This is a genomic window from Streptomyces sp. NPDC012835 (assembly GCF_042900885.1).
GTDB lineage: Bacteria > Actinomycetota > Actinomycetes > Streptomycetales > Streptomycetaceae > Streptomyces.
On record NZ_JBIBBW010000006.1, the window covers coordinates 176,199 to 198,154 of the forward strand.

Annotated in this window: 13 protein-coding genes and 1 pseudogene; 11 read left to right on the forward strand and 3 right to left on the reverse strand. The window is 72.3% G+C overall.

Annotated features, from left to right (window positions below; genetic code table 11):
* Positions 1-93 precede the first annotated feature (93 nt).
* The 11 genes and pseudogenes from ACFY6S_RS24320 to ACFY6S_RS24370 all read left to right on the forward strand — a co-directional run.
* Positions 94-564: a CU044_2847 family protein gene (locus ACFY6S_RS24320; RefSeq protein WP_388815100.1), complete on the forward strand. Its 471-nt coding sequence runs from the start codon at positions 94-96 to the stop codon at positions 562-564.
* Complete coding sequence (locus tag ACFY6S_RS24325) at positions 561-2,666, forward strand: trypsin-like peptidase domain-containing protein (protein WP_388815098.1); 2,106 nt, start codon at positions 561-563, stop codon at positions 2,664-2,666. Before ACFY6S_RS24320 ends, ACFY6S_RS24325 begins: the two co-directional genes overlap by 4 nt.
* 85 nt (positions 2,667-2,751) lie before the next feature.
* A complete protein-coding gene (locus ACFY6S_RS24330) occupies positions 2,752-3,789 on the forward strand; it encodes an AAA family ATPase (protein WP_388815096.1) in 1,038 nt (345 codons plus the stop codon).
* 7 nt (positions 3,790-3,796) lie between these two features.
* The gene (locus tag ACFY6S_RS24335; protein ID WP_388815094.1) at positions 3,797-7,252 is read left to right on the forward strand and encodes an SAV_2336 N-terminal domain-related protein; all 3,456 of its coding nucleotides are present in this window, start codon (positions 3,797-3,799) and stop codon (positions 7,250-7,252) included.
* A gap of 29 nt (positions 7,253-7,281) precedes the next feature.
* Positions 7,282-7,554, forward strand: coding sequence for an FxSxx-COOH cyclophane-containing RiPP peptide (gene fxsA / locus ACFY6S_RS24340; RefSeq protein ID WP_388815092.1), 273 nt, complete (start codon positions 7,282-7,284; stop codon positions 7,552-7,554).
* A 286-nt stretch (positions 7,555-7,840) separates the two neighbouring features.
* A complete protein-coding gene (locus ACFY6S_RS24345; RefSeq protein ID WP_388815090.1) occupies positions 7,841-9,016 on the forward strand; it encodes a helix-turn-helix domain-containing protein in 1,176 nt (391 codons plus the stop codon).
* A 437-nt stretch (positions 9,017-9,453) separates the two neighbouring features.
* Positions 9,454-9,927 (forward strand): ATP-binding protein, encoded by a 474-nt coding sequence (locus ACFY6S_RS24350; protein ID WP_388815088.1) that lies wholly within the window; start codon positions 9,454-9,456, stop codon positions 9,925-9,927.
* A gap of 382 nt (positions 9,928-10,309) precedes the next feature.
* Positions 10,310-11,473: an FxsB family cyclophane-forming radical SAM/SPASM peptide maturase gene (locus ACFY6S_RS24355; protein ID WP_388817858.1), complete on the forward strand. Its 1,164-nt coding sequence runs from the start codon at positions 10,310-10,312 to the stop codon at positions 11,471-11,473.
* Positions 11,470-12,873 (forward strand): aKG-HExxH-type peptide beta-hydroxylase, encoded by a 1,404-nt coding sequence (locus ACFY6S_RS24360; RefSeq protein WP_388815086.1) that lies wholly within the window; start codon positions 11,470-11,472, stop codon positions 12,871-12,873. The genes ACFY6S_RS24355 and ACFY6S_RS24360 overlap by 4 nt, the downstream gene beginning before the upstream one ends.
* Positions 12,874-12,951: 78 nt before the next feature.
* Positions 12,952-15,969: an FxSxx-COOH system tetratricopeptide repeat protein gene (gene fxsT / locus ACFY6S_RS24365; RefSeq protein ID WP_388815084.1), complete on the forward strand. Its 3,018-nt coding sequence runs from the start codon at positions 12,952-12,954 to the stop codon at positions 15,967-15,969.
* A gap of 3 nt (positions 15,970-15,972) precedes the next feature.
* Positions 15,973-16,155 (forward strand): annotated as a pseudogene (locus ACFY6S_RS24370) (tetratricopeptide repeat protein); the annotation flags it as partial.
* A gap of 98 nt (positions 16,156-16,253) precedes the next feature.
* Here the strand turns inward: ACFY6S_RS24370 and ACFY6S_RS24375 are convergent.
* The 3 genes from ACFY6S_RS24375 to ACFY6S_RS24385 form a co-directional block, all read right to left on the reverse strand.
* The gene (locus ACFY6S_RS24375; protein ID WP_388815082.1) at positions 16,254-17,033 is read right to left on the reverse strand and encodes a GntR family transcriptional regulator; all 780 of its coding nucleotides are present in this window, start codon (positions 17,031-17,033) and stop codon (positions 16,254-16,256) included.
* A complete protein-coding gene (locus tag ACFY6S_RS24380; RefSeq protein ID WP_388815080.1) occupies positions 17,033-17,575 on the reverse strand; it encodes a GntR family transcriptional regulator in 543 nt (180 codons plus the stop codon). The genes ACFY6S_RS24375 and ACFY6S_RS24380 overlap by 1 nt, the downstream gene beginning before the upstream one ends.
* Positions 17,576-18,031: 456 nt before the next feature.
* On the reverse strand, positions 18,032-21,904 hold the full coding sequence (locus tag ACFY6S_RS24385) for a multifunctional oxoglutarate decarboxylase/oxoglutarate dehydrogenase thiamine pyrophosphate-binding subunit/dihydrolipoyllysine-residue succinyltransferase subunit (protein WP_388815079.1): 3,873 nt from the start codon (positions 21,902-21,904) through the stop codon (positions 18,032-18,034).
* Between the last annotated feature and the right edge of the window lie 52 nt (positions 21,905-21,956).

The following is a 21,956-nucleotide window of genomic DNA, read 5'->3' on the forward strand; positions in this document are numbered from 1 at the left end:
CCGGCCGGGGGCCAATCGCCGTCCTCCGCCGTGAACCTCGCGTGCGCGCCGTACTGCCGCTAGCCTGCGGGGACTTGGGGGAATGAGGATGTCATGGACGATGGCGGTGCGACGGTCACACGGATCGAGTTGCCGGACGGGACACCCGTCTGGGCCAGGATCAGCGGCGCGGCGGAGCTGGAGCAGCCCTCCGGGGGGCTGGAGTACACGGACACCGGGTTCGCCGACCAGGTGCAGGCACGGGTGGAGAGCCTCCAGTCGGTGGTGACCGGCGTGGCGCGGTCCCTGGTCGGGCCGCTGCGCGCGGTACGGCCCGACGAGGTGAGCGTCGAGTTCGGCATCGAACTGACCGCCAAGGCCGGCCGGATCGTGGGGCTGCTCGCTGACGGCGAGGCCAACGGGGCCATCAAGGTCACGCTCACCTGGAGCGGCGGCGGTCCGCCCGCCGATCTGACCGGCCCCGCCGTCGTACCGCCCAGGGCCGCCCCGGGCTCCAGGGGCGCACCCCCCGGCGCACCGGCGCATCCCGACGGGCCCAGGCCCCCGGCCGGGAGCGGCCGGTGATCGACCCGTACGGCGGCCCCGGCGGCGGCGCTCCGGGCGTCCCGAACGACAGCGTGCGTGCGCTCGTGGACCTCGTCATGGCGGCGACCGTGCGCATCCATGCCGTGGAGCGCGGGTATGACCCTCGTGGGCCGGGTGGGAGCTTCCTGGGGAGCGGCTTCTTCATCGCCCCGAGCTGGGTTCTCACGTGTGCGCATGTGGCGATGCAGGGGGAGGGGCGGGACGTGGCGGTCGTCTTCGAATCCGGCCCCGAGAGCGGCCTGACGTCGGTCGTGGGCACCGTTGTCGCCGCCCTTCCCGAGGGGCGCGAGCCGGGCGCGGAGCCGCCGGGTCCGCCGCGCGGCGGCTGGCCGGCGCCGGACCTCGCGCTGATCCGGCTGGGCCGGCCCGTCGACCACGCCTGTGTGTACGTGGCGGAGCGACCGGCCCCGTTCTTCGGCGGCGGCCAGGTGCTCTACACCGGGTGGACGGAGGTGGGCGGCCGGATCAAGCGGCTGACCGGGCGGTGCACCGTCCAGGGCACCGTCGGCGGCTGGGCCGACCCCGACGAGCAGATGCGCCTGGGCGGTGACGTCCTGCCGCCGGGGGTGTCCGGCGGGCCGACCGTCGACCTGACCCGGGGCGAGGTGGTCGGGGTGCTCAAGTCGCAGCTCGTCGGCGGCATGGGCGGAACCTCGATCGGCATCGAGCGGCTGCGGTCGCTGCCGGTGCCCGGCACGATGGCCGGAGCCGAGGCCGACGACGACTACCAGGCGGTGTTCCACGCCCACGACCGCTACCACGCCGACCAGCACGCCAGCCGGGTCGGCCAGGGGCCCACCTGGGTCGACGTGCAGGACGGCCTCGGCGCGGGCGCCGGGCGGGTCCTCAGCCCGCAGCAGCGGATAGCCCTGCTGGGCAGGCTCGCCGAGCTGCCGCCCCCGGTCTCCACCCACAGCCTGCTGGATCTGCTGGTCCGGCTGCCGGGCGTGCACGCGGTCGACCGCTATCCGGCGCCGCGCGGCTGGCGCGACGGACTCGGCGCGCTGTACGAGAGCAGGGGCGGGGAGGCCGCGCTCAGGCTCGTCCTGAGCTACTGCGTGAGCGTCATATCCGCCGAGCGCCCCTACGTCACCCGGGCCACCGCGGCGGCCGAGGAGAGCCTGTGGAACTGGGTGGACGGCGTCGCCGCCGACCGGCTCCCGCGCGACTTCCGCAATGAGATCTTCCTGCTCAGGGCGGCGGCCAGGCACCGCACCGACCGCGAGCAGCGGCGTGCCTCCCCGGCCTACGGCGAGCGGCCCCGCGAGGGCGAGCGGCCGTTCGTCCTGCTGGAGCTGGAGCCGCGCGGCTGGGAACGGGACAGCTACGACTGGCGGGTCGGTGTCGCCCGGCACACCGGAGAGGTGCTGCCGGTCGGCGAGGACAGCCGGGGCACCCAGGGCCACGAGCTGCCCACCCGGCTGGGCGCCCCGCTGACCGAGGCGTTCCGGCGGTGCGACGAGCCGGACAGTCCCGCCGTGCTCCAGGTCGCCGTCGTACAGGCCCAGTTGGGGCTTGAGGTGGACGGCTGGCAGCTGTCGGCGGACGAGCCCCCGCTCGGCGCCCTGCGGCCCGTGGTCGTCCGCCCCTCCGACCAGGGACCACCGCTCACCGAGGACGAGGCGCGCGAGCGGCGGTCGCGCTGGGACCGCGTCAGGAGCGCCGCCGTACGGGCCAGGATCGTCGACTGCGAGGGCGGGCTGCGGGTACCCGTACCGCTGGAGGACGAGCTGCGGACGCTGGCGCACGAGACCGTGCCCGTGCTCTGCCGCTACGCGGACCGGCCGGACGCGGAGACCGCCGCCGGGCTGACCCGGCTGGTGAACGGCGGCTTCCACATCGCTCTGCTGCGGCGGGGCCGGGACGGCTCCCACGCCGTCTGCGCCGACTTCCACCGCCGGGCCGTCGCCACCGTCGCCGAGGCGGGCGGCGCCGATCAGCTGCCGCGTACGGTCCTGGAACTGCGCCGGGGCGTCTGGGCCGGCCGTGCGGAGACGTACTGGTCGGACGGGGTCGCGCTGTTCTACGACGATCCGACCCACCCGCTGCCCGGCTCCGGCCAGTTGCTGGAGGCGCCGTGAGCGGCTCGGGACCCGACGACCACGCACAGGCCCGTTCGACGGCCGCCGCCCCTGCCGGACGAGTGACGAGGACGAGGAACCCGTTATGAGTGAACCGAGCGAGTGGCTCATCTACCGAGGAGCGGGCGAACCGCACGGCGGCATCACCCAGTTGCCCCCGCCGCCGCCCTGGCGTGACTTCGCGGGCCGCGGCGCCGCCCACGCCGACGGGGCCGCCGACGGCTCCGCCGACCGCCGGCTCGGCGGCTACCGGCACGAGGCGGAGCTGCACCGGCCCGGCGCCGAGGAGCTGGAGATGATCAACGCGGCGCTCTATCTGCGGCGCCCGCTGCTGGTCACCGGCAGCCCCGGCGCCGGCAAGTCCACCCTGGCCCACTCGGTCGCGCACGAACTGGGACTCGGCCGGGTGCTGCGCTGGCCCATCGTCAGCAGGTCGGCCCTCCAGGACGGCCTCTACCACTACGACGCCATCGCCCGCCTCCAGGACGTCCAGCTCGCCGCACACGGCGCGGCGGCCGGGACGGACACGGCAGCGGGCCAGGACCCGTCGGCGGACATCGGCAGCTACATCAGGCTCGGCCCGCTCGGTACCGCGCTGCTCCCCTCCGACCAGCCGCGCGTCCTGCTCATCGACGAGCTGGACAAGAGCGACATCGATCTGCCGAACGACCTCCTCAACGTGCTGGAGGAGGGCGAGTTCGGCATTCCCGAGCTGGAGCGGATCGCCGACCGGCTGCCGGACGGCGAGGCGGAGGTCCTCACCGACGACGGCAGGAAGGTGAAGGTCAGGGGCGGCCGGGTGCAGTGCCGCGCCTTCCCCTTCGTCGTCCTCACCAGCAACGGCGAGCGGGACTTCCCGGCGCCGCTGATGCGCCGCTGCATCCATCTGCGGCTCGGCCGCCCCGACCACCAGCGGCTCGCGACCTTCGTACGGGCGCACCTCGGCGACGAGGCCGCGCGGGTCGGCAACGACCTGATCGCGCACTTCCTGGAGCGCTCGCGCAGCGAACTCATCTCCACCGACCAGCTGCTGAACGCGATCTATCTCACCGACGCCGCCGCCCCGGCGGGCCGGGACCGTCTCGCCGACCTGATCATCCAGCGACTCGACCGGCCGAGGTGATGCGCTGATGCCCGACGTCACGGTACGGCCCGGCCCGGACAGCGAGCCGGAACCGGGACGCGGGCACGCCCGGGCCGAAGGGGCACGCCACCCCTCGCTGACGGGCGGCGCCGGGCCGCTCCCGCCGTACGACGCGACGCCGCCGACCCTGCTGTCCCCGCTGACCGCCCTGGTCGAGCGGTTGCGCCACGCCGGGCTCGACCCGGACGCCGAACAGCTCTGCGACGCGCTGTGGCTGGCCGGCTGGACCGGACGCGGCCGGCCGGCGCCTGCGGGCGACGAAGCGGACGGCGACGGCGTCCGGGGCGAGCCGCGCACCGGGCCCGGCCGGGTACCGGGCGCGCCGCCGGCCGCCGGCGGCGCCGGGTCCGGCGGCGATCCGGGTGCCGGGCCCGGTGGCGGCCCGGCGGACGAGCCGGCGGGGCCGGAGCGCTCCGGCGACGACGAGCGCCCCGTCACGCTCTATCCCATGCCCCGCCCCGGCCGTAAAAGGGCGCGGCCGGCGGGCGCTCTGACGGGATGTCCGCTGGGTGTGCCGGTGGCGCCCGCGCTGCCCGCGCCGCTCGAACTCCAGCGCGCGCTCCGCCCGCTCCAGCGATACCGGCCCGCCGTGCCTCCCTCGCGCCGTACCCTTGACGAGGTGGCGACCGTAGAGCTGAGCGCCCGAGCCGGCGGGCTGATCATCCCGGTGTTCCGCGGAGTCCCGCGGGCGGACGCGCTGCTTCAGCTGGTGCTGGACGCGTCGTCCTCCATGCGGGTGTGGGAGCGGCTGTTCACCGAACTGGAAGAGATCTTCGGCCAGTTGGGTGCCTTCCGGGATGTCCAGGTGCGCTATCTGCACCAGGGGCCCGAGGGCGCGCCCGCCGTCAGCCGGAGTCCCGACCCCGCCTCGGCGCCGCTCAGCTCCGCCGACCGGCTGAGCGACCCGACCGGCCGCCGGGTCACCGTCGTCGTCAGCGACTGCGCCGGTCCGCTGTGGCACAGCGGACGCGCGCACCGGCTGCTGCACCAGCTGGGCCGCCAGGCGCCCATCGCCGTCCTGCAACCGCTGCCGCAGCGCATGTGGAACCGCACCCGGCTGCCCGTCACCTACGGGCTGCTCTCCCGGGGCGAAGGACCGGGCGGCGCCGCCGTACTCAAGGTCGACGACGCCACGGCGCCCGCCGTACCGCCCGGTTCGCTCGCCATCCCCGTACTGCCGCCCGTCGCCGGCGCGCTCGGCGCCTGGGCGCGGCTGCTGTCGGGCACCGGCGCGGGACGGATCTCCGGCGCGGTCGGCTGGGTGCGCGCCGACCAGCCTCCGGCACCGGCGCCGCGCCCGGGGAGCCCGCTGTCCTCGCTCCAGCTCGTCAGCCGCTTCCGCTCGGCGGCCTCGCCGGTCGCGGGCCAGCTCGCCGTCTACCTCGCGGCGGCCCCCCTCTATCTGCCGGTGATGCAGCTCGTCCAGCGGACGATGCTGCCCGACTCGGGCCCCTCCGAACTCGCCGAGGTGCTGCTCAGCGGACTGCTCTCGCGTGCCAAGGGCAACAGCCCCGACGACGAGCCCTGGTACGAGTTCGCCCCGGGCGTCCAGGAGGCGCTGCTCGGACCGCTGGGCCGCGACGAGGCGGTGCTCGTACTCAAACACTGCTCGGAGTACATAGAGCAGAGATTCGGCAGGGGCGGCCCGAACTTCCCCGCCATGGTCCTCGCCCAGCTGGAGGACGCCAGGCGCGGCCCGATCCACCCGGGCACGGGCGAGGAGGTCGACGGTCTCGACGAGCTGTACGAGAGCGCCACCTTCGACGGCGACCGCGACGGCGACCACCGGCAGCGCGTCCCGCACCCCTTCGCCGAGGTCGCCCGGCGGGTGCTGGACCAGTTCATCCCGGCGGCGCCGCCCGGCGAGACCGAACCCGTCGTCAACGTGGCGGTCGAGAGCGCCCGCGAACTGCTGCGCCAGTTCGAGTCCGACGGCATGGTGCAGTACCTGATCGACGCCGTGCAGCTCCTGCGCTCCGCCACCGCGCACGAGGAGCCCGGCGGCTTCGACCCGGCGCTGTGGGCGGAGCTGGCCCGCTGTCTGCTGCGGCTCTGGGAGGTCCAGGGCAGCGGCGAACTGCTCACCGAGGCCGAGCGCGCGGCCGAGCGGGCCGTCGCCCACCCCCGCGCCGTACGCGAACGGGCCGTCCTGGCCAAGGTGCTGCACGCGGCGGCCGACGACCGGCGCAGGCGCGGCGACCGGCGCGGCGCGCTGGAGCTGCTGCGCCGCGCCGACCGTGAGTACACCGTCGCAGGCGCGGCGCTCGGACTCGACCCCGCCGAGGTGCTGCGGCTCACCCTGGACCGGGTACGGGCCCTGGAGACCCAGTGGCTCCTCGGCGGCGACACCGCGCTGCTGCAGAGCGCCATCGGGATGCTGGAGGCGTTCGCGGACGTCTGGCCCGACCAGCGGAACCGGCCCGCCGGGCTGCCGCTGGCCCACGGCAGGACCCTGCTGCGGCTCTCGGGCGCGACGAGCGACTCCGAGCAGGCGCAGCTCTACGCCGAGCAGGCCGCGCGCTCGCTGCGCACGGCGCTCGCCCCCGGCGACCACACCATCGGCAGCCAGGCCCGTATCCAACTCGACCTGGTCGACGCGCTGCTGCGTTCGGGGGAGGGCCTGGCCGAGGCCGGCCGGCTGATCGAGCAGTCGCTGGCGACCGTACGGGACGAACGGCTGACCGCCTCGCTCAGGACCCGGGCGGCCCGGCTGCGGGTCGCGCGCTACCAGCGCGCGGGCGAGGCGGGCGGCGCCGGGGACGCCACGGACCTGGAGGAGGCCGCCGAGTACTTCGCCCTCGCTGCGCGCGGCACCGCGCGCGACTCCCGGGCTCACGCCGATCTGCTCGCCGAGTGGGGCAGCGCCCTGCTGACCCGCGCCGGACTCCCGGACGGCGCTTCCTGCACGGGGGCGGCGGTGCGGGTGCTGCGCGACTGCCGTACGGAGACACCGTCCGGCACGGCCCGGCAGGCGGAGCGGCTGCTGATGCTCGGTCAGGCGCTGATGCTCCGCCACCGGATCAACGACGACCGGGTCGACCTGCGGGAGGCGGAGCATCTCTTCGGGCTGGCCGCCCAGGAGGCCCGCGATCCGCTGACCGCCGCCCGCTGCTGGCTGGAGCTGGGCCGCTCGCACGTCGAGGCGCACCGCAGCCTGCGCCGGCCCACCCGGCTCGACGACGCGGCCGATGCGTTCCGGGACGCGGCGGACGCGGCCAGGACGGCGGAAGCGGATCTGGACAGTCCGCGGCAACTTCTGGACGCTGTGCGGTTGCGTGCGGAGGCGCACCACGAACGGGGTATGACCTACGAGGAGGCGGGCCGCCCCCGGGCGGCGCGCGAGGCGTACCGGGCGGCCCACGCGCAGTGGCGCAGGCTGCCGGACGGCGGCGGCGAGGCGGGGCGGGCGACCACGGCCCGGCTGGCCGGGCTGGAGCACTGACCAGGACCGGGACGGACGGGGGAAGCGTCATGAACGACAGCGCGGAGAGCGGCGGGACGACACGTCGCGGGTGGCAGGACGCGGCACAAGGACCGGACGGAGCCCACTGGCCGGACCGGCGGGAAACGGCGGACCGGCCGGACGCGGCGCCACCCCCGCCGGCCCTGCCCGATCTGCTCGCCCTCGACCTGGCGGCGCTGCGCACCCTCGACCATCCCGTACTGGCGGAGATCCTGACGGACCTGCGCGGCCGCAGCGAGCAGCCGATGGAGACGCTCTGGGGGTTCACCAACGCGTTCTGAGTAGGCATCGGATTTTGGCTTGTTCCAAGGTCGCAGCCACTGGCGGTACTGAACGACAGGTGTCGAGCATGACCGGGCGTTGGCGTCGTCCCGCTTGGGCTGTGTGGCCCCGGGTGTCGTAGCCGGTGGGTCCGGCCGAATTCGGCCCGCCCGGCGCGGTGGGGTCGGCACCGCCTCCGGTGGGCCGCCATATGCGGGTAGCGCATCCGGGCAGGTCGGCGACAGTTCAGCGATCATTGCCAAGAACACACGAGACGTAGTTGACGGGACCCCGTACGCTCGTGATATGAGCGAATCAGGGAAGCACATCAAGGAAGTCCGTAAGCTTCGAGGGCTGAATCAAACGGAACTCGCCGAGGCGGCGGGCGTGTCGATCTCATTGGTCAGGAAACTGGAGCAGGGAGATCGCGAGCACACACGTCTGGAGACCCTCCACAAATTGGCAGTCGCCCTCCGTGTTCCGACCATGCGCCTGTCGCATGGTCCTCGCACGGAAGGCCCCCCAGCAGGGGCGGAGGAACAGTGGAAGGCCGTTCGCAGGATGCTCGAACGCCCTCCGGGAACCGCCGTGTTGGGAGACGAGCCGCCGACCGTAAGCGGCGTCTCCCAGGCGCTTACCGACCTGACGGACAATCCCTACTATGGGCAGGACAGGTTTCGGGAGCTTGCTCTATTACTGCCTCCGTTGATGCGAGACGCCGAGGCGTTGAGTTCTGAGGGACGGGAGATTCGGGCCCGAGTCATGCAATTCGTCGGCTTCCTCATGGTCTCCACAAGGCAGTTCGAGGCAGCAGATCTGGCGCTGACGCGTGCCATGGATGACTCCTCCGGGCGGCTCGAAGCGGCTGCCGCTGCGAATACGCGGTGTTGGCTGCTGCTACGCCTCGGGAAGCTGGATGAGGCGCTTGCGCTCGCTGAGAAATGGGCGGACGAGACCGAACCGCGTATCTCTCGGGCGACGCCCGGCGAGTTGAGCATGTGGGGCGTGTTGCTTCTGCGGATGTCGGGGGCAGCGATTCGGAACAACCAACCGAGCAAGGCAATGGACGCATTGCGCTTTGCGAAAGCCGCAGCTATCGCGCTGGGGCGTGAACGCGTCATTGCGGCCGACTCGGTCAGTACCTTTGGCCCCATCCGCGTCCAGCTGATGCGGGTGGAGAATGCTGGTGTTCTGGACCGTCCTGACGCGGTCCTCACGCTTGCCAGGCAAGTTCCTCGGTCAGCACTGCGCCCCACAAGTGGTAGCAGGAATCGGCATCACCTGGATGTGGCAGACGCGTTGGCCAAAACGGGTCACTACGCAGACGCTTTCGAGCGAATGGCAGCTCTGAGTCAGAAGGCGCCTGAGTGGTTGCCCAACCAGCCCTATGGACGGCGGGTGTTGAAGCGCATCGTCGAGGGCCGGCGAACGCTGACACCAGAAATGCGGGCCATGGCTACGGCGATTCACCTGGAAGTATGATCAACACCTTTGTGGCACTTCGAACTGACGGACACGCGAGGTGCAACTGACAGCTAATGGCGATCTACGTAGCGTAACCACAGAGGACCCCCGCAACCGATGCGCTTCGGTTCGGGGGCGTGGTCAACGCCAGCTTGGAGCGTCAACATGCGTCAGGATATCGCCCGCATGGTCAAACGGGCGGAACAACCTTTGGTTCCAGCCGAAGCCGGTGCCCCGATCAGGCCCCTTCCTTCGGTCTCCGTTCATCGTCATCCCGTGGCCGAGGTTGTGCTGATTCTCAGCCCGCCGACCGTGCGACTTGTCTCGAAGGCGGAGTTCGGACGCTGGGAGCGGTGCGAGCAGAGGCAGCGCCGAGGTCGGCGGCGGGCGAATTGGATTGCTCAGCAGGGTGGCGATCCCGGGCCGCTGACGGCTCCCTGTCTGGGAGTGGCGTGATGGAGCGCCACGAGGAAGGCCGGGAAGGGGATCCCGTGGTCCTACGGTGGAAGCGTCATCCGCGTTCCGTCGGGCTGGCGCGCGAGGCGTTGCTCAAGACGCTGGCGGGCTGGGAACTGGCCGCACTGGAGGACTCGGCCGTGCTGGTCGTTTCCGAGTTGGTCACCAACGCTGTGCGTCACGCCGATGTCCCGCCGGGACGGGAGATCGAGACCCGGTTCCACATGGTGCCCCGGGGCTTGCGCATCGAGGTGCACGACGCCTGCTCCGAACAGCCGGAGCGGAGGCCGGTGTCTGAGGAAGCATGTGAGGGTCGGGGTCTCACCATCGTGGAGGCGCTGACCGACACGTGGGGTGTGGCGGACCGTCCCGGTGTGGGCAAGGCGGTGTGGGCACTGCTGTGCCTGCCCGTGTTGGCGGCCTCACTTGATGGGGATGCGGAGTCAGTGTGCGGTGCGGGTGACCGTCGCTGACTGGGTGTACGTCCGGGGCCGTTGGCACGAAGTGGCCTCCGCGTGTACGGATCGGTATGTGACAGGCGGTCTCATGGTCGACTCTCGTCGCGCCAACACGGCTCTCGGGTTACCGAGTTGGCAGAGTGGGACTCTCTTGCGGTCCGGCTGAGGCACGAGAGCCCCTCACATTGCCCCGCTCGGAGGTGGTCGGCCACGCGGTCGACCACCTCCCGGCGCTCGCGCATTGCCGGCCTTTCTCCGGCACGGAGGCGGTCACACAGGACAATCTGCGGCACTCCGTGTTTGCCCCCTGGGCATAACAGGAACACACGCGGGGACACTCGCCCGCGGTGTGACCGGCCTGGAGGGGAGACGCGCGGTGTCACGACCGCTGACAACGATGCCGAACGGGCCGATCCCAACCGGACCCGTGCCCTTCGGGCAGTTCATCGTGAAGGTCCACGGCCGCTGCAACCTCGCCTGCCGCTACTGCTACCTGTACGCCGGTCCCGACCGCACCTGGCGCGACCGGCCCGCCGCCGCTTCGCCCGAGGTGCTGGAGCGCACCGCCGCCCGGATCGCCGAGCACGCCGGGGCCCACGGGCTGCGCCGGCTCGCCCTCGTCCTGCACGGCGGCGAGCCGCTGCTCGCGGGCGCCGAGCGGCTGGCCGGCTTCGCGCGGACCGTACGGGAGCGGGCCGGAACGGGGCGTACGGTCGCGGTCACCGTACAGACGAACGGCACCCTGCTCACCGAGCGCCGCACCGCCGCCCTCGCGCGGCACGCGATCCGCGTCGGCATCAGCCTCGACGGCGGCAGGGCCGCCCACAACACCCTGCGCACCGACCACGCGGGCCGCCCCTCCTGGCCCGCCGCCGCGCGCGGCGCCCGGCTGCTCGCCACCCGCCACCCGGAGGCGTACGCGGGCCTCCTCACCGTCGTCGACCCGCGCACCGACCCCGTCGAGATGTACGAGTCCCTCCTCGAACTGCGCCCGCCCGCCATCGACTTGCTGCTCCCGCACGGCAACTGGACCAGCCCGCCGCCCGGTCTGCCCGCACACCGGCTCGGCGACCCCGGACGGCCCACCCCGTACGGCGACTGGCTGATCACCGTCTTCGACCGCTGGTGGCGGGCCGGACACCGGGAGACCCGGATACGGATCTTCGAGGAGTGCCTCGCGCTGCTGCTCGGACTGCCCGCCGCCACCGAATCGCTCGGACTCGACCCGCTCAACGCCGTCGTGGTCGAGACGGACGGCGCGATCGAACAGGTCGACTCCCTCAAGTCCGCCTACGACACGGCCGCCGCCACCGGACTCGACGTCTTCCACCACACCTTCGACGACGCGCTGCGCCACCCGGGGATCGCCGCCCGGCAGGCCGGCGCGGCGGCGCTCGCCGCCGGCTGCCGCGCCTGCCCGCTGCTCACCGTGTGCGGCGGCGGCCACTACGCCCACCGCTACCGCGCCGGACACGGCTTCGCGCACCCCTCCGTCTACTGCGCCGACCTCGACCGGCTGATCCGCCATGTCGCCACCGCCCTCGCGGAAGCCGTCCGGTGAGCCCGGCCGTCCCCGAGCGGACGCTGCGCGAACTCGGCCGCACCGAGGGCGGCACGGACGCCCTCGGGCTGCTCGTACGCGACCAGCACACCCGCCGGCTGATCCTGCTGCGCGCCCTGCTCGACGCGGCGGACGACGCCCCGGCGGCCGTCCGCGCGGCGGGGGCCGGGGCCGGGGCCGGGCCGCCCGCCGGGCCGCGCGACCACTGGGCGCTGCTGGAGGAGGCCGACCGCGCCGACCGCGCCGCCGTACGGACCGTCCTGCTGCACCCGCTCGCCGGGCCCTGGGCCCAGCGCTGCCTGCGCGGGCTCACCACCGCCGCGCCCACCCCGGAACTCGCCGCCGACCTCGGGCACTTCGGCGCGCTGGCCGCCGCCGCCGCGATCCGGGCCCGGCTGCCGTTCACCACGCGGCTCACGGCGCCCGCCGGACCACTCGTCCTGCCCACCCTGGGCGCCCTGCGCACCGCACCGGGGCCGTCCTCGGTCCTTCACCTCGCCATGACGTCAGGCACGGTGACGGTACGTCAGTGTCATGAGTCCCCTGTCGCCCTGGAAACCCACGACGACGGCCTGCGCTCCGACGACCCCCGCTGGCTTCCCGCGCACACCCTGCCGCCGCTGCGGGACGGCGCGCCGCCGGTGCGCCTGGACGACCTCGACCCGTACCGCGTCGCCGCCCCCGGCCCGCAGGGGCACGGGCTCTCCGCCGCCGCCCGCCCCGACCCGGCCGAGCGCGCCGCCTGGGCGCGGCTGTGGGCGCGGACCGGGTCCGCGCTGGCGGCCGGCGGCGCGCAGCGCTCCGCCGAGGCCGCGGCCCTGCTGCGCTGCCTCGTACCGCTGTGTCCGCCGCCCGGCTCCGCGCCCTCCGGGGAGGGGCCGGCGCAGTGCAGCGGCACCCGGCGCGAGGCGTTCGGCGCGGTCCTCAGCAGCAGGCCCGCCACCCCCGCTCACCTCGCCTCGACCCTCGTGCACGAACTCCAGCACACCAAACTCGCCGCACTCGCGGCCCTCGCCCCGCTGCACCACGAGGACGCCACCCCGCGCCACTTCGCCCCCTGGCGCTCCGACCTGCGCCCCTTCGACGGGCTCCTCCAAGGCGCCTACTCCCATCTCGCGCTCGCCGACTACTGGCAGCGGCTGGCCCTCGGCGCCGAACAGCTCTCCCGGCGCGACCTGGCCTGGGCCGAGCACGCCCGCTGCCGCGAACAGGTCGGCGCGGTGCTGCCCGTACTCGCCGGCTCCGGCGCCCTGACCCGCGAGGGACGCGTGCTCGTCAACGAGATGATCGCCGTCTACCACCGGCTCTCCGACAGCCCGCCACCGGCCGGACACCGGGCCAGGGCCGAGGCGTACGTGCGCACCGCGCGGATGATCTGGCGCCAAAGGAACGGAACGTGAAGCGGCGCGCGACAGGATCGATCCATGGGGTGGCGGGGTATGTTAAAAGGGCGTATGACGATGCAGGGAGACGGTTGAATGCCCGGAGCAGACAAGCAAGTTGGCGCCACCGGGCCGCAGGTTGTCACCATCAGCTTCGCCGGGTTCAACCGGGCCTGGGCGGCCTGGATCGGGGACCGCCTGGAGCGGCGCGGGCTCTCGGTGGTCTACCAGCGGTGGGACCCGCCGGACGACATCACACTGGAGGAGTGCCTGCGCGATCTGCTGCTCGCGCCGGGCCCCGTCCTCGTCGTCCTCAGTGACTGGTACTTCCAGCTCGGGCCGCGCAGCCACGACGAGTGGAACAGCGCGCTGCGCCAGGTGGTGGCGGCCGATCCCGGCCGGTTCGCCGCCGTCACCGTCACCACCTCCGCGCTGCCCAGCGCCACCACCGTCTTCGCCGCCGCCGACCTGACCACCGTCGGCGAGAGCGAGGCCGAGCGGCGCGTGCTGACCCGCCTCGGGCTGTCCACCGAGCCGCCGCCACCGCACGCCGACTCCCGGCGCGGACCGCGCTACCCGGCCGACATCCCCGACGTGTGGGGCGGCGTCCCCCGCCGCAACACCCGCTTCACCGGCCGCGAGACGCTGCTGGGCGACGCCTACGACGCGCTCCAGCGGGCCGGCCGGGGCGCCGGAGTGGTCACCCTGCACGGCATGTCCGGCGTGGGCAAGACCCAGCTCGCCGCCGAGTACGTGTACCGCTTCGGCGCCGAGTACGACGTCGTGTGGTGGGTCGCCGCCGACAAGCGGGTCACCTGCCGTCAGCGGCTCGCCGAACTCGCCCCGGCCCTCGGCCTGTCCACCGGCGTCGAGTACGGCGAACGGCTGCGCGCCGCCCGCGACGCGCTGCGCCGGGGCGACCCGTACAGCCGCTGGCTGCTGGTCCTCGACGGCGCCGACGAGCCCGACCAGATCTGGGACCTGGTGCCCACCGGCCCCGGCCATGTGCTGATCACGGCGCGCAACCCGGAGTGGGGCGAACACAACAGCACCCTGATGGAAGTCCCGGTCTACGACCGCGAGGAGTCCGTGGCGTTCGTCCGCCGCCGCGCCCCGCGACTCACCTACCGGGAGGCGGCGCAGCTCGCCGTCGCGCTGGAGGACCTGCCGCTGCTCCTCGACCAGACGGCCGGCTGGCTCAACGACTCCGACATGTCCGTCGACCAGTACATCGAGCTGCTCAGGGGCGGCATCGACCAGGACGTCGTACGGGTCTCCGCCGACTTCCCGCTCGCCTTCCAGACCGGCTGGTCGATACTGCTCAACAAGCTCCGCGAGACCGTCCCGGAATCCGTGGACCTGCTGCGGCTGTGCACGTTCTTCGCACCCGGCGCCATCCCGGTCCGGCTGGTGCGCGACCTGCCCGCCGACACCCTCCCGGAGAAGCTGCGCGGTCTGGTCGACGACCCGGTGCGCTGGACGCGCGCGATCAACAAACTCCGGCAGTACGCGGTGGTGCGCGCCGCCGGGGTCGGTGAGCGCGAGGTCAGGGACCAGGTGGGCGAGAGCGGCCTCGGCTCGGCCGGCGACACCCTCTACATGCACCGCATGGTCCACCAGATCGTCCACCAGGACATGCCCCCGCAGGACCACCAGGACTTCATCGAGGTCGTGCGCCGCGCCCTGGTCGCCGCTGACCCCGGCCGTCCCACCGACACCCGGCTGTGGCCCCGGTACGCGGAGATCACCCCGCATCTGAAATGGGCCGACGTCCTCAAGAGCGCCGACCCCGGGGTGCACACCCTGGTCCTCAACTGCCTGCGCTACATGTATCTCTCCGGCGAGTACCGGGCCGGGATCAACCTCGGCAGGCGCGCCATGACGGCGTGGAAGCCACTTCTCGGCGACACCCATCCGAGGATCTGGGACCTCAGCTACCACTACGCCAATCTGATGCGCGCCGTCGGCGACTACGCGGGCACCGAGGCCATCGAACGCGCCGCCGTCGAACATCTGCGCGCCGAACGCGGCGCGCAGGACCTGGAGTACCTGCGCGCGGCGGGCGGACTCGCCGCCGACCTGCGCGGCCTCGGCCGCTACGACGAGGCGTACGAGATCTCCGGCCGGCTCGTCGCCTCGTACCGCGAACTCCTCGGCGAGCAGGACTCCCGCACCCTCAACGCGCAGAACAACCTGGCCGTCACCCTGCGGCTGTTCGGCCGCTACGCGGAGTCCCTCGACCTCAACCGGCGCACCCTGGAGGCCCGTCGGGCGCTGCTGCGCCCGCGCCACAGCTGGACCCTCTTCTCGGAGATCAACTACGCCACCGACCTGCGGCTCCTCGGCCGCTACAGCGAAGCCGAGTCGCTCCAGTCGCAGAGCGTCCGGGTGCACCGCATCGTGATGGGCCGGGACAACCCGCAGACGCTGCGCGCCGAGTACAACCTCGCGCTGTGCCACTACCGCTCCGGTGAACGCGGCAGGGCCGCCGCGCTGTTCACCCAGGTCCTGGAGAGCTGCGAACGGGTCCTGGGCGAACACGACCCGCTCACCATGATGTTCGCCTCCTCCCAGAGCTGCTTCGCCCGCGAGCACGGCGACATCGACCGGGCCAGGGAGATAAGCGAGAAGGTCGTCTCCGGCTATCTGGACATGCTCGGCGAAGGACATCCCTTCCTGGCCGGCGCCCGTGCCAACCACGCGCTGATCCTGCGCAACGTCGGCGAACGCGGCCAGGCCCATGTCCTGATGGAGAACTCCCTGACCGACATGGAGCGGGCGGTGGGGGAGCGCCACCCCTGGACGCTGGGCTGCGCCATCAACGCCTCGGCGCTGCGCAACATCGTGGGCGATCCGGAGGGCGCCGCCACCCTGACCGGCGACACCATCGCCCGCGCCACCGAGACCCTCGGCCGCACCCATCCGCTGACGCTCTCCGCCCGGATCGCCCACGCGGCGGACCTGCGGGCGCTGCGGGACACGCAGCGCGCCGAGAAGACCGAGGGGGAGGCGCTGGACGACCTGGCGGCGACGCTGGGCGCGCAGCACGCCCACACGGTCTCGGCCCGCTCCCGCAACCGGCCGTACTGGGACTTCGAACCGCCCATCGTCTGACTCGCCCAGGAGGTCAATCGCATCGGAACCGAACGGGGAACCCCTCTCAAGTACCAGCAACCATCCGTCAGTCAGTGGCTGAACGGGCAGTTACCCAAGGAATCCGTTCGCCCCCTGATCCTGGAAGCGTTCGCCCGAAGGCTGCGACGACCCGTCACGCACGCTGAGGCGGGCTTTCCCTCGTCGCCCGATCAGTTTTGGTCAACCCGATTGCGCGTCAGGTTTACGAACGCTCCCGGGAGATTTCCCTGAAGGCGAGGACGGCTCCGGCATAGCTCCCCTTCCTACTCCGGGGTGAACGCGTAGCGCAGCTCGTACAGATGGCCCGCCTTCGCCATCACCGTGGCCTCGATCGGCCGCTCGCCGGCGCCGTACACCACGCGTAGTGTCCGGAGTACGGGCAGACTGCCCGGCAGGCGCAGCGCCTCGTACCGCTCCCGGGTGGGTACGCGCGCGGAGACGTGGTCGACGCCGGTACGGGGAGGGTGGCCCAGTGCGCTCAGGAGCGTGGGTGTGCCGCCCTGGATCTTCCGGTGCTCCATGAGGGTGGTGCCCCGGGCGATGTCCAGCGGGTAGTAGGAGTGGACCAGTTCCACCGGTTCGCCGTCGAGGGTGAGCGGTTGGTGGCGGAGCAGCGCCGTACCGCCGACGGGCAGCCGCAGCGCCGTCGCGACGTCGGCGGGCGGCGCGGTCTCGCCGACGGCGAGCAGCTCGCCGCGGGCCCGCGCGCCGTGCTCCGCGACATCGGCCAGCCAGGGGTACGGCTCCCCGGGACCGCCCGTCGCCAAGGACGACGCGGGCCGTACCGTCCGCCGGCGGTGTTCCCGTACGGTCACAGCGGCGCCCGCGCGGCCGATGACCAGCCGTTCGTCCTTGCGGAGTTGGAGCGCCTTCTGGATGGTGGCGTTCGAGGCGCCGAACCGCTCCTTGAGCCGCACGGTGGACGGCAGCGCCGCGCCCGGCGCGAGGTCGCCGGTCATGATCTCGTCGCGCAGATCGGCGGCGATCCGCTCGTGGAGGGACCGCCGGTCGTACGTGTCCTCTTGGGCCGCGTCCACGGTCATCACCGAATCCTGAGTTCGTAGCGCAACCGCTGGCGGTCGGCGGGCATGGTCATGCTGTCCACCTGGACGGGCCGGTCCCCGCCGTCGAAAGTGACGCGGGTCAGTCGGAGCACCGGCTCGCCCGCCCCCATGTCCAGGGCCTCGCGCTCCGCCCCGTCGGGCATCGCGGCGGTCACATTCTCCTGTACGCGCGTTCCGGCGTGACCCATTTCGGTCAGCAGGGTGACGGCTCCGCCGGGGATCTTCGCCGTCCGGGCGAGGGGCGTGCCGCGTGCGATGGAGGCGGGATAGTACGTGTCGGTCAGCTCGCAGGGCCGGTCCTCCAGATACATCACCCGCCGCCGTACGACGACCGTGTCCCCCTCGGCGATGCCGAGGGCCTCCGCCACCTCGGCCGGTGCCCCGACCTCGCCCGCGTGGACGACGCGCTGGCCGCCCCGCCTTCCTTGTGCAGCCAACTCCGCTGCCCATGCGTCGGGTTGGCCTTCGCGTCGCGGTGTCAGATACGGCATCGAGGTGCTGACCCATGCGTCGCTGCTCATGACGTCCTCCTGTGCTGCCGGTGCTGTTCCGGCCTTGCTGCTTTTCACGGTATTCGAGCGCTCCGAGCGTGTCGCGCAGTGCCGTCGTCGGCAGCGTCGGCGCGAGCTGTGGATCGCTGAGGCGGCTCGATGAGCCGGGTTCCGGAGCAGGTGAGTGGCGCTGTGGTGCCGCGGTGGAAACGACATGCCGCCTCGGTGGGGTCGGCGCGGTCGGAGTTGCGTAAGGCGCTGGAGGGTTGGGGGCCGGGCGTGTTGGAAGAGTCGGCGGTGCTGTCCTCTCCGAGCTGGTCACCAACGCCGTACGGCACGCCCATGTGCCGCCGGGGCGGGAGGCTGTCGCCTGGTACAGGCGGCTTGCTCCGTTCCGTACAGGGGCCGGTAAACGCGCTGTACGCCGGAGGGCCCGGCCCCGCGAACAGTTCGCGGGGCCGGGCCCTCCGGTCGTACGGGCGCGGGTCAGGCGTCGAAGACCTCGCTGACCAGCTGCTGCTGCTCCGCCTGGTGACGCTTGGCCGAGCCGACCGCGGGCGACGAGGAGTGCGGGCGCGAGATGCGCCGCAGCCGCTCGCCGTGCGGGATGTCGGCGCCGACCGCCAGGTCCAGGTGGTCGATCAGGTTGAGCGCGATGAACGGCCACGCACCCTGGTTCGCCGGCTCCTCCTGCGCCCACAGGTACTTCTCGGCGTTCGGGAACTTGGCGATCTCGGCCTGGAGCTCCGTACCCGGCAGCGGGTACAGCCGCTCAAGACGCAGGATCGCGGTGTCCGTGATCCCGCGCTTCTGCCGCTCGGCGTCCAGGTCGTAGTAGACCTTGCCGGTGCAGAAGACGACCTTGCGGACCGCGTTCGGGTCCACGCCCTCGTCGCCGATCACCGGGCGGAAGCCGCCGGTGGTGAACTCCTCCGCCTTCGACGCCGCCGCCTTCAGACGCAGCATCGACTTCGGGGTGAAGACGACGAGCGGCTTGTGGTGCGGGTTGTGGACCTGCCAGCGCAGCAGGTGGAAGTAGTTCGACGGCAGGGTCGGCACGGCGACCGTCATGTTGTTCTGCGCGCACATCTGGAGGAAGCGCTCGGGGCGCGCGGACGAGTGGTCCGGGCCCTGGCCCTCGTAGCCGTGCGGCAGCAGCAGGGTGACGCCGGAGGTCTGGCCCCACTTCTGCTCGGCCGACGAGATGAACTCGTCCACGACGGACTGCGCGCCGTTGACGAAGTCACCGAACTGCGCCTCCCACATGACCAGCGCGTCCGGCCTGGCCAGCGAGTAGCCGTACTCGAAGCCCATCGCCGCGTACTCGCTGAGCAGCGAGTCGTAGACGTTGTAACGGGCCTGCTCCTCCGTCAGGTACTGGAGCGGGGTGTAGTCCTCACCGGTGCCCTGGTCGACCAGGACCGCGTGGCGCTGGCCGAACGTGCCGCGGCGGGTGTCCTGGCCGGAGAGCCGGACCGGGGTGCCCTCCATCAGCAGCGAGCCGATGGCGAGGGTCTCGCCCATGCCCCAGTCGATCGTGCCGTCCTCCACGGAGGAGGCGCGGCGCAGCAGCTGCGGCATCAGCCGGGGGTGGACGGTGACCGTGTCGGGGATGTTGACCTGCGACTCGGCGATCCGCTTGACGACCTCCTGGGAGACCGCCGTGACCACCGCGACCGGGAACTCCGCCTGGACATCGGCGATATGGGTCGGACCGGCGTGCGAGGTGGCCTCGCGGACCTCGGCGAAGACCTTCTCCAGCTGGCCCTGGAAGTCCTGGAGCGCCTGCTCCGCCTCTTCCAGCGTGATGTCGCCGCGGCCGATCAGCGACTCGGTGTAGAGCTTGCGCACCGAGCGCTTCTTATCGATCAGGCGGACCATCTGCGGGTTGGTGAACTGCGGGTTGTCGCCCTCGTTGTGACCGCGGCGGCGGTAGCAGATGAGGTCGATCACGACGTCCTTGTTGAACGTCTGGCGGAACTCGAAGGCGAGCCGTCCGACGCGGACGACGGCCTCCGGGTCGTCACCGTTCACATGGATGATCGGCGCCTCGATCATGCGGGCCACGTCGGTGGCGTACATGGAGGAGCGGGACGCCTCCGGGGCGGCGGTGAAGCCGACCTGGTTGTTGATCACGATGTGGACGGTGCCGCCGGTGCGGTAGCCGCGCAGCTGCGACATGTTGAGCGTCTCGGCGACGACGCCCTGGCCCGCGAAGGCCGCGTCGCCGTGGAGCGCCAGCGGCAGGACCGTGAAGTCCGTACCGCCCTTGTTGATGATGTCCTGCTTGGCGCGGGCGATGCCCTCCAGGACCGGGTCGACCGCCTCCAGGTGCGAGGGGTTCGCGGCCAGCGAGACCTTGATCTGCTCGCCGTCCAGACCGGTGAAGGTGCCCTCGGCGCCCAGGTGGTACTTGACGTCGCCGGAGCCGTGCATCGACTTCGGGTCGAGGTTGCCCTCGAACTCGCGGAAGATCTGGGCGTACGACTTGCCCACGATGTTCGCCAGCACGTTCAGCCGGCCGCGGTGGGCCATGCCGATGACGACCTCGTCGAGACGCGACTCGGCGGCGGAGTCGATCACCGCGTCGAGCAGCGGGATGACGGACTCGCCGCCCTCCAGCGAGAAGCGCTTCTGGCCGACGTACTTCGTCTGGAGGAACGTCTCGAACGCCTCGGCCGCGTTGAGCCTGCGCAGGATCCGCAGCTGCTCCTCGCGCTCCGGCTTGGCGTGCGCGCCGCGCTCGATGCGGTCCTGGAGCCACTTGCGCTGCTTCGGGTCCTGGATGTGCATGAACTCGATGCCGGTGGTGCGGCAGTACGAGTCGCGCAGCACCCCGAGGATGTCGCGCAGCTTCATCATCGACTTGCCGGCGAAGCCGCCGACCGCGAACTCGCGCTCCAGGTCCCACAGCGTGAGCCCGTGCTCGGTGATGTCGAGGTCGGGGTGCTTGCGCTGGAGGTAGTCCAGCGGGTCCGTGTCGGCCATGACGTGGCCGCGCACCCGGTAGGAGTGGATCAGCTCGAAGACCCGGGCGGGCTTCGTGACGTCCTCGTCGTGCGACGCGTCGATGTCCTTGAGCCAGCGGACCGGCTCGTAGGGGATGCGCAGCGCCTTGAAGATCTCGTCGTAGAACTCGTTCTCGCCGAGCAGCAGCTGACTGACGATCCGCAGGAACTCGCCCGAGGCGGCGCCCTGGATGACCCGGTGGTCGTAGGTCGACGTCAGCGTCATGACCTTGGAGATGCCCAGCTTGTTCAGGGTGTCCTGCGAGGTGCCCTGGAACTCGGCCGGGTAGTCCATCGATCCGACGCCCATGATGACCGACTGACCGGGCATCAGACGCGGCACGGAGTGGACGGTGCCGAGGCCGCCGGGGTTGGTCAGCGAGACGGTGACGCCGGTGAAGTCGTCCATCGTCAGCTTGTTGCCGCGGGCGCGGCGGACGATGTCCTCGTACGCCTGCCAGAACTCGAAGAAGTTGAGCGTCTCGGCCTTCTTGATGCCGGCGACGACGAGCTGACGGTCGCCGTTGGCCTTCACCAGGTCGATGGCGAGACCGAAGTTGATGTGCTCCGGCTTGACCAGGGTCGGCTTGCCGTCCTTCTCCGCGAAGGAGTGGTTCATCGACGGCATGGCCTTGATCGCCTGCACCATCGCGTACCCGATGAGGTGCGTGAAGGAGATCTTCCCGCCCCGCGCGCGCTTCAGGTGGTTGTTGATGACGATGCGGTTGTCGAAGAGGAGCTTCACCGGGACGGCGCGCACCGACGTGGCGGTGGGCACCTCCAGGGAGGCGCTCATGTTCTTCGCGACGGCGGCGGACGGGCCGCGCAGCGTCAGGAACTCCGGACCGGCGGGCGCCTCGGCGGCGTCACCGCCGCCGGCGGCGGGCTTCGCCTTGGCCGGTGCCGGAGCGGCGGCCGCGGGCTTCGCGGCGGGCGCCGGGGCGGCCTGCGCCGGAGCCGCCTTCGCCGGGGCCGCCTGCGCGGGCGCCGCGGCCGGGGCCGGCGCCTGGGCGGGCGCCGGAGCGGCGGCCCGCGCCGGGGCCGGTGCGGCGGCGGCGGGCTTCGCGGCGGGTGCGGCCGGTGCCTGGGCCGGAGCGGCCGGCGAGGCGGGTGCCGCGGCCCCCGCGGCCGCGGACGCGTCGCCGGACTTTTCCGCCGTGCCGGAGGTGCCCGGCTTGTAGTCGGCGAAGAAGTCCCACCAGGCACGGTCGACCGAATTCGGATCCTGGAGGTACTGCTGGTAGATCTCGTCGACAAGCCACTCATTGGCTCCGAAGGCCGCGGCAGGGTTCTTGCCCTGCCCGTCTTCGTCGGTCGAGATGCTCGCGTTACTGGGGGACTGAGACGACACGGCGTGAACCGCCCTCTTCCGCTTCACAAGGTGATGGACAGCGGGAATCAAG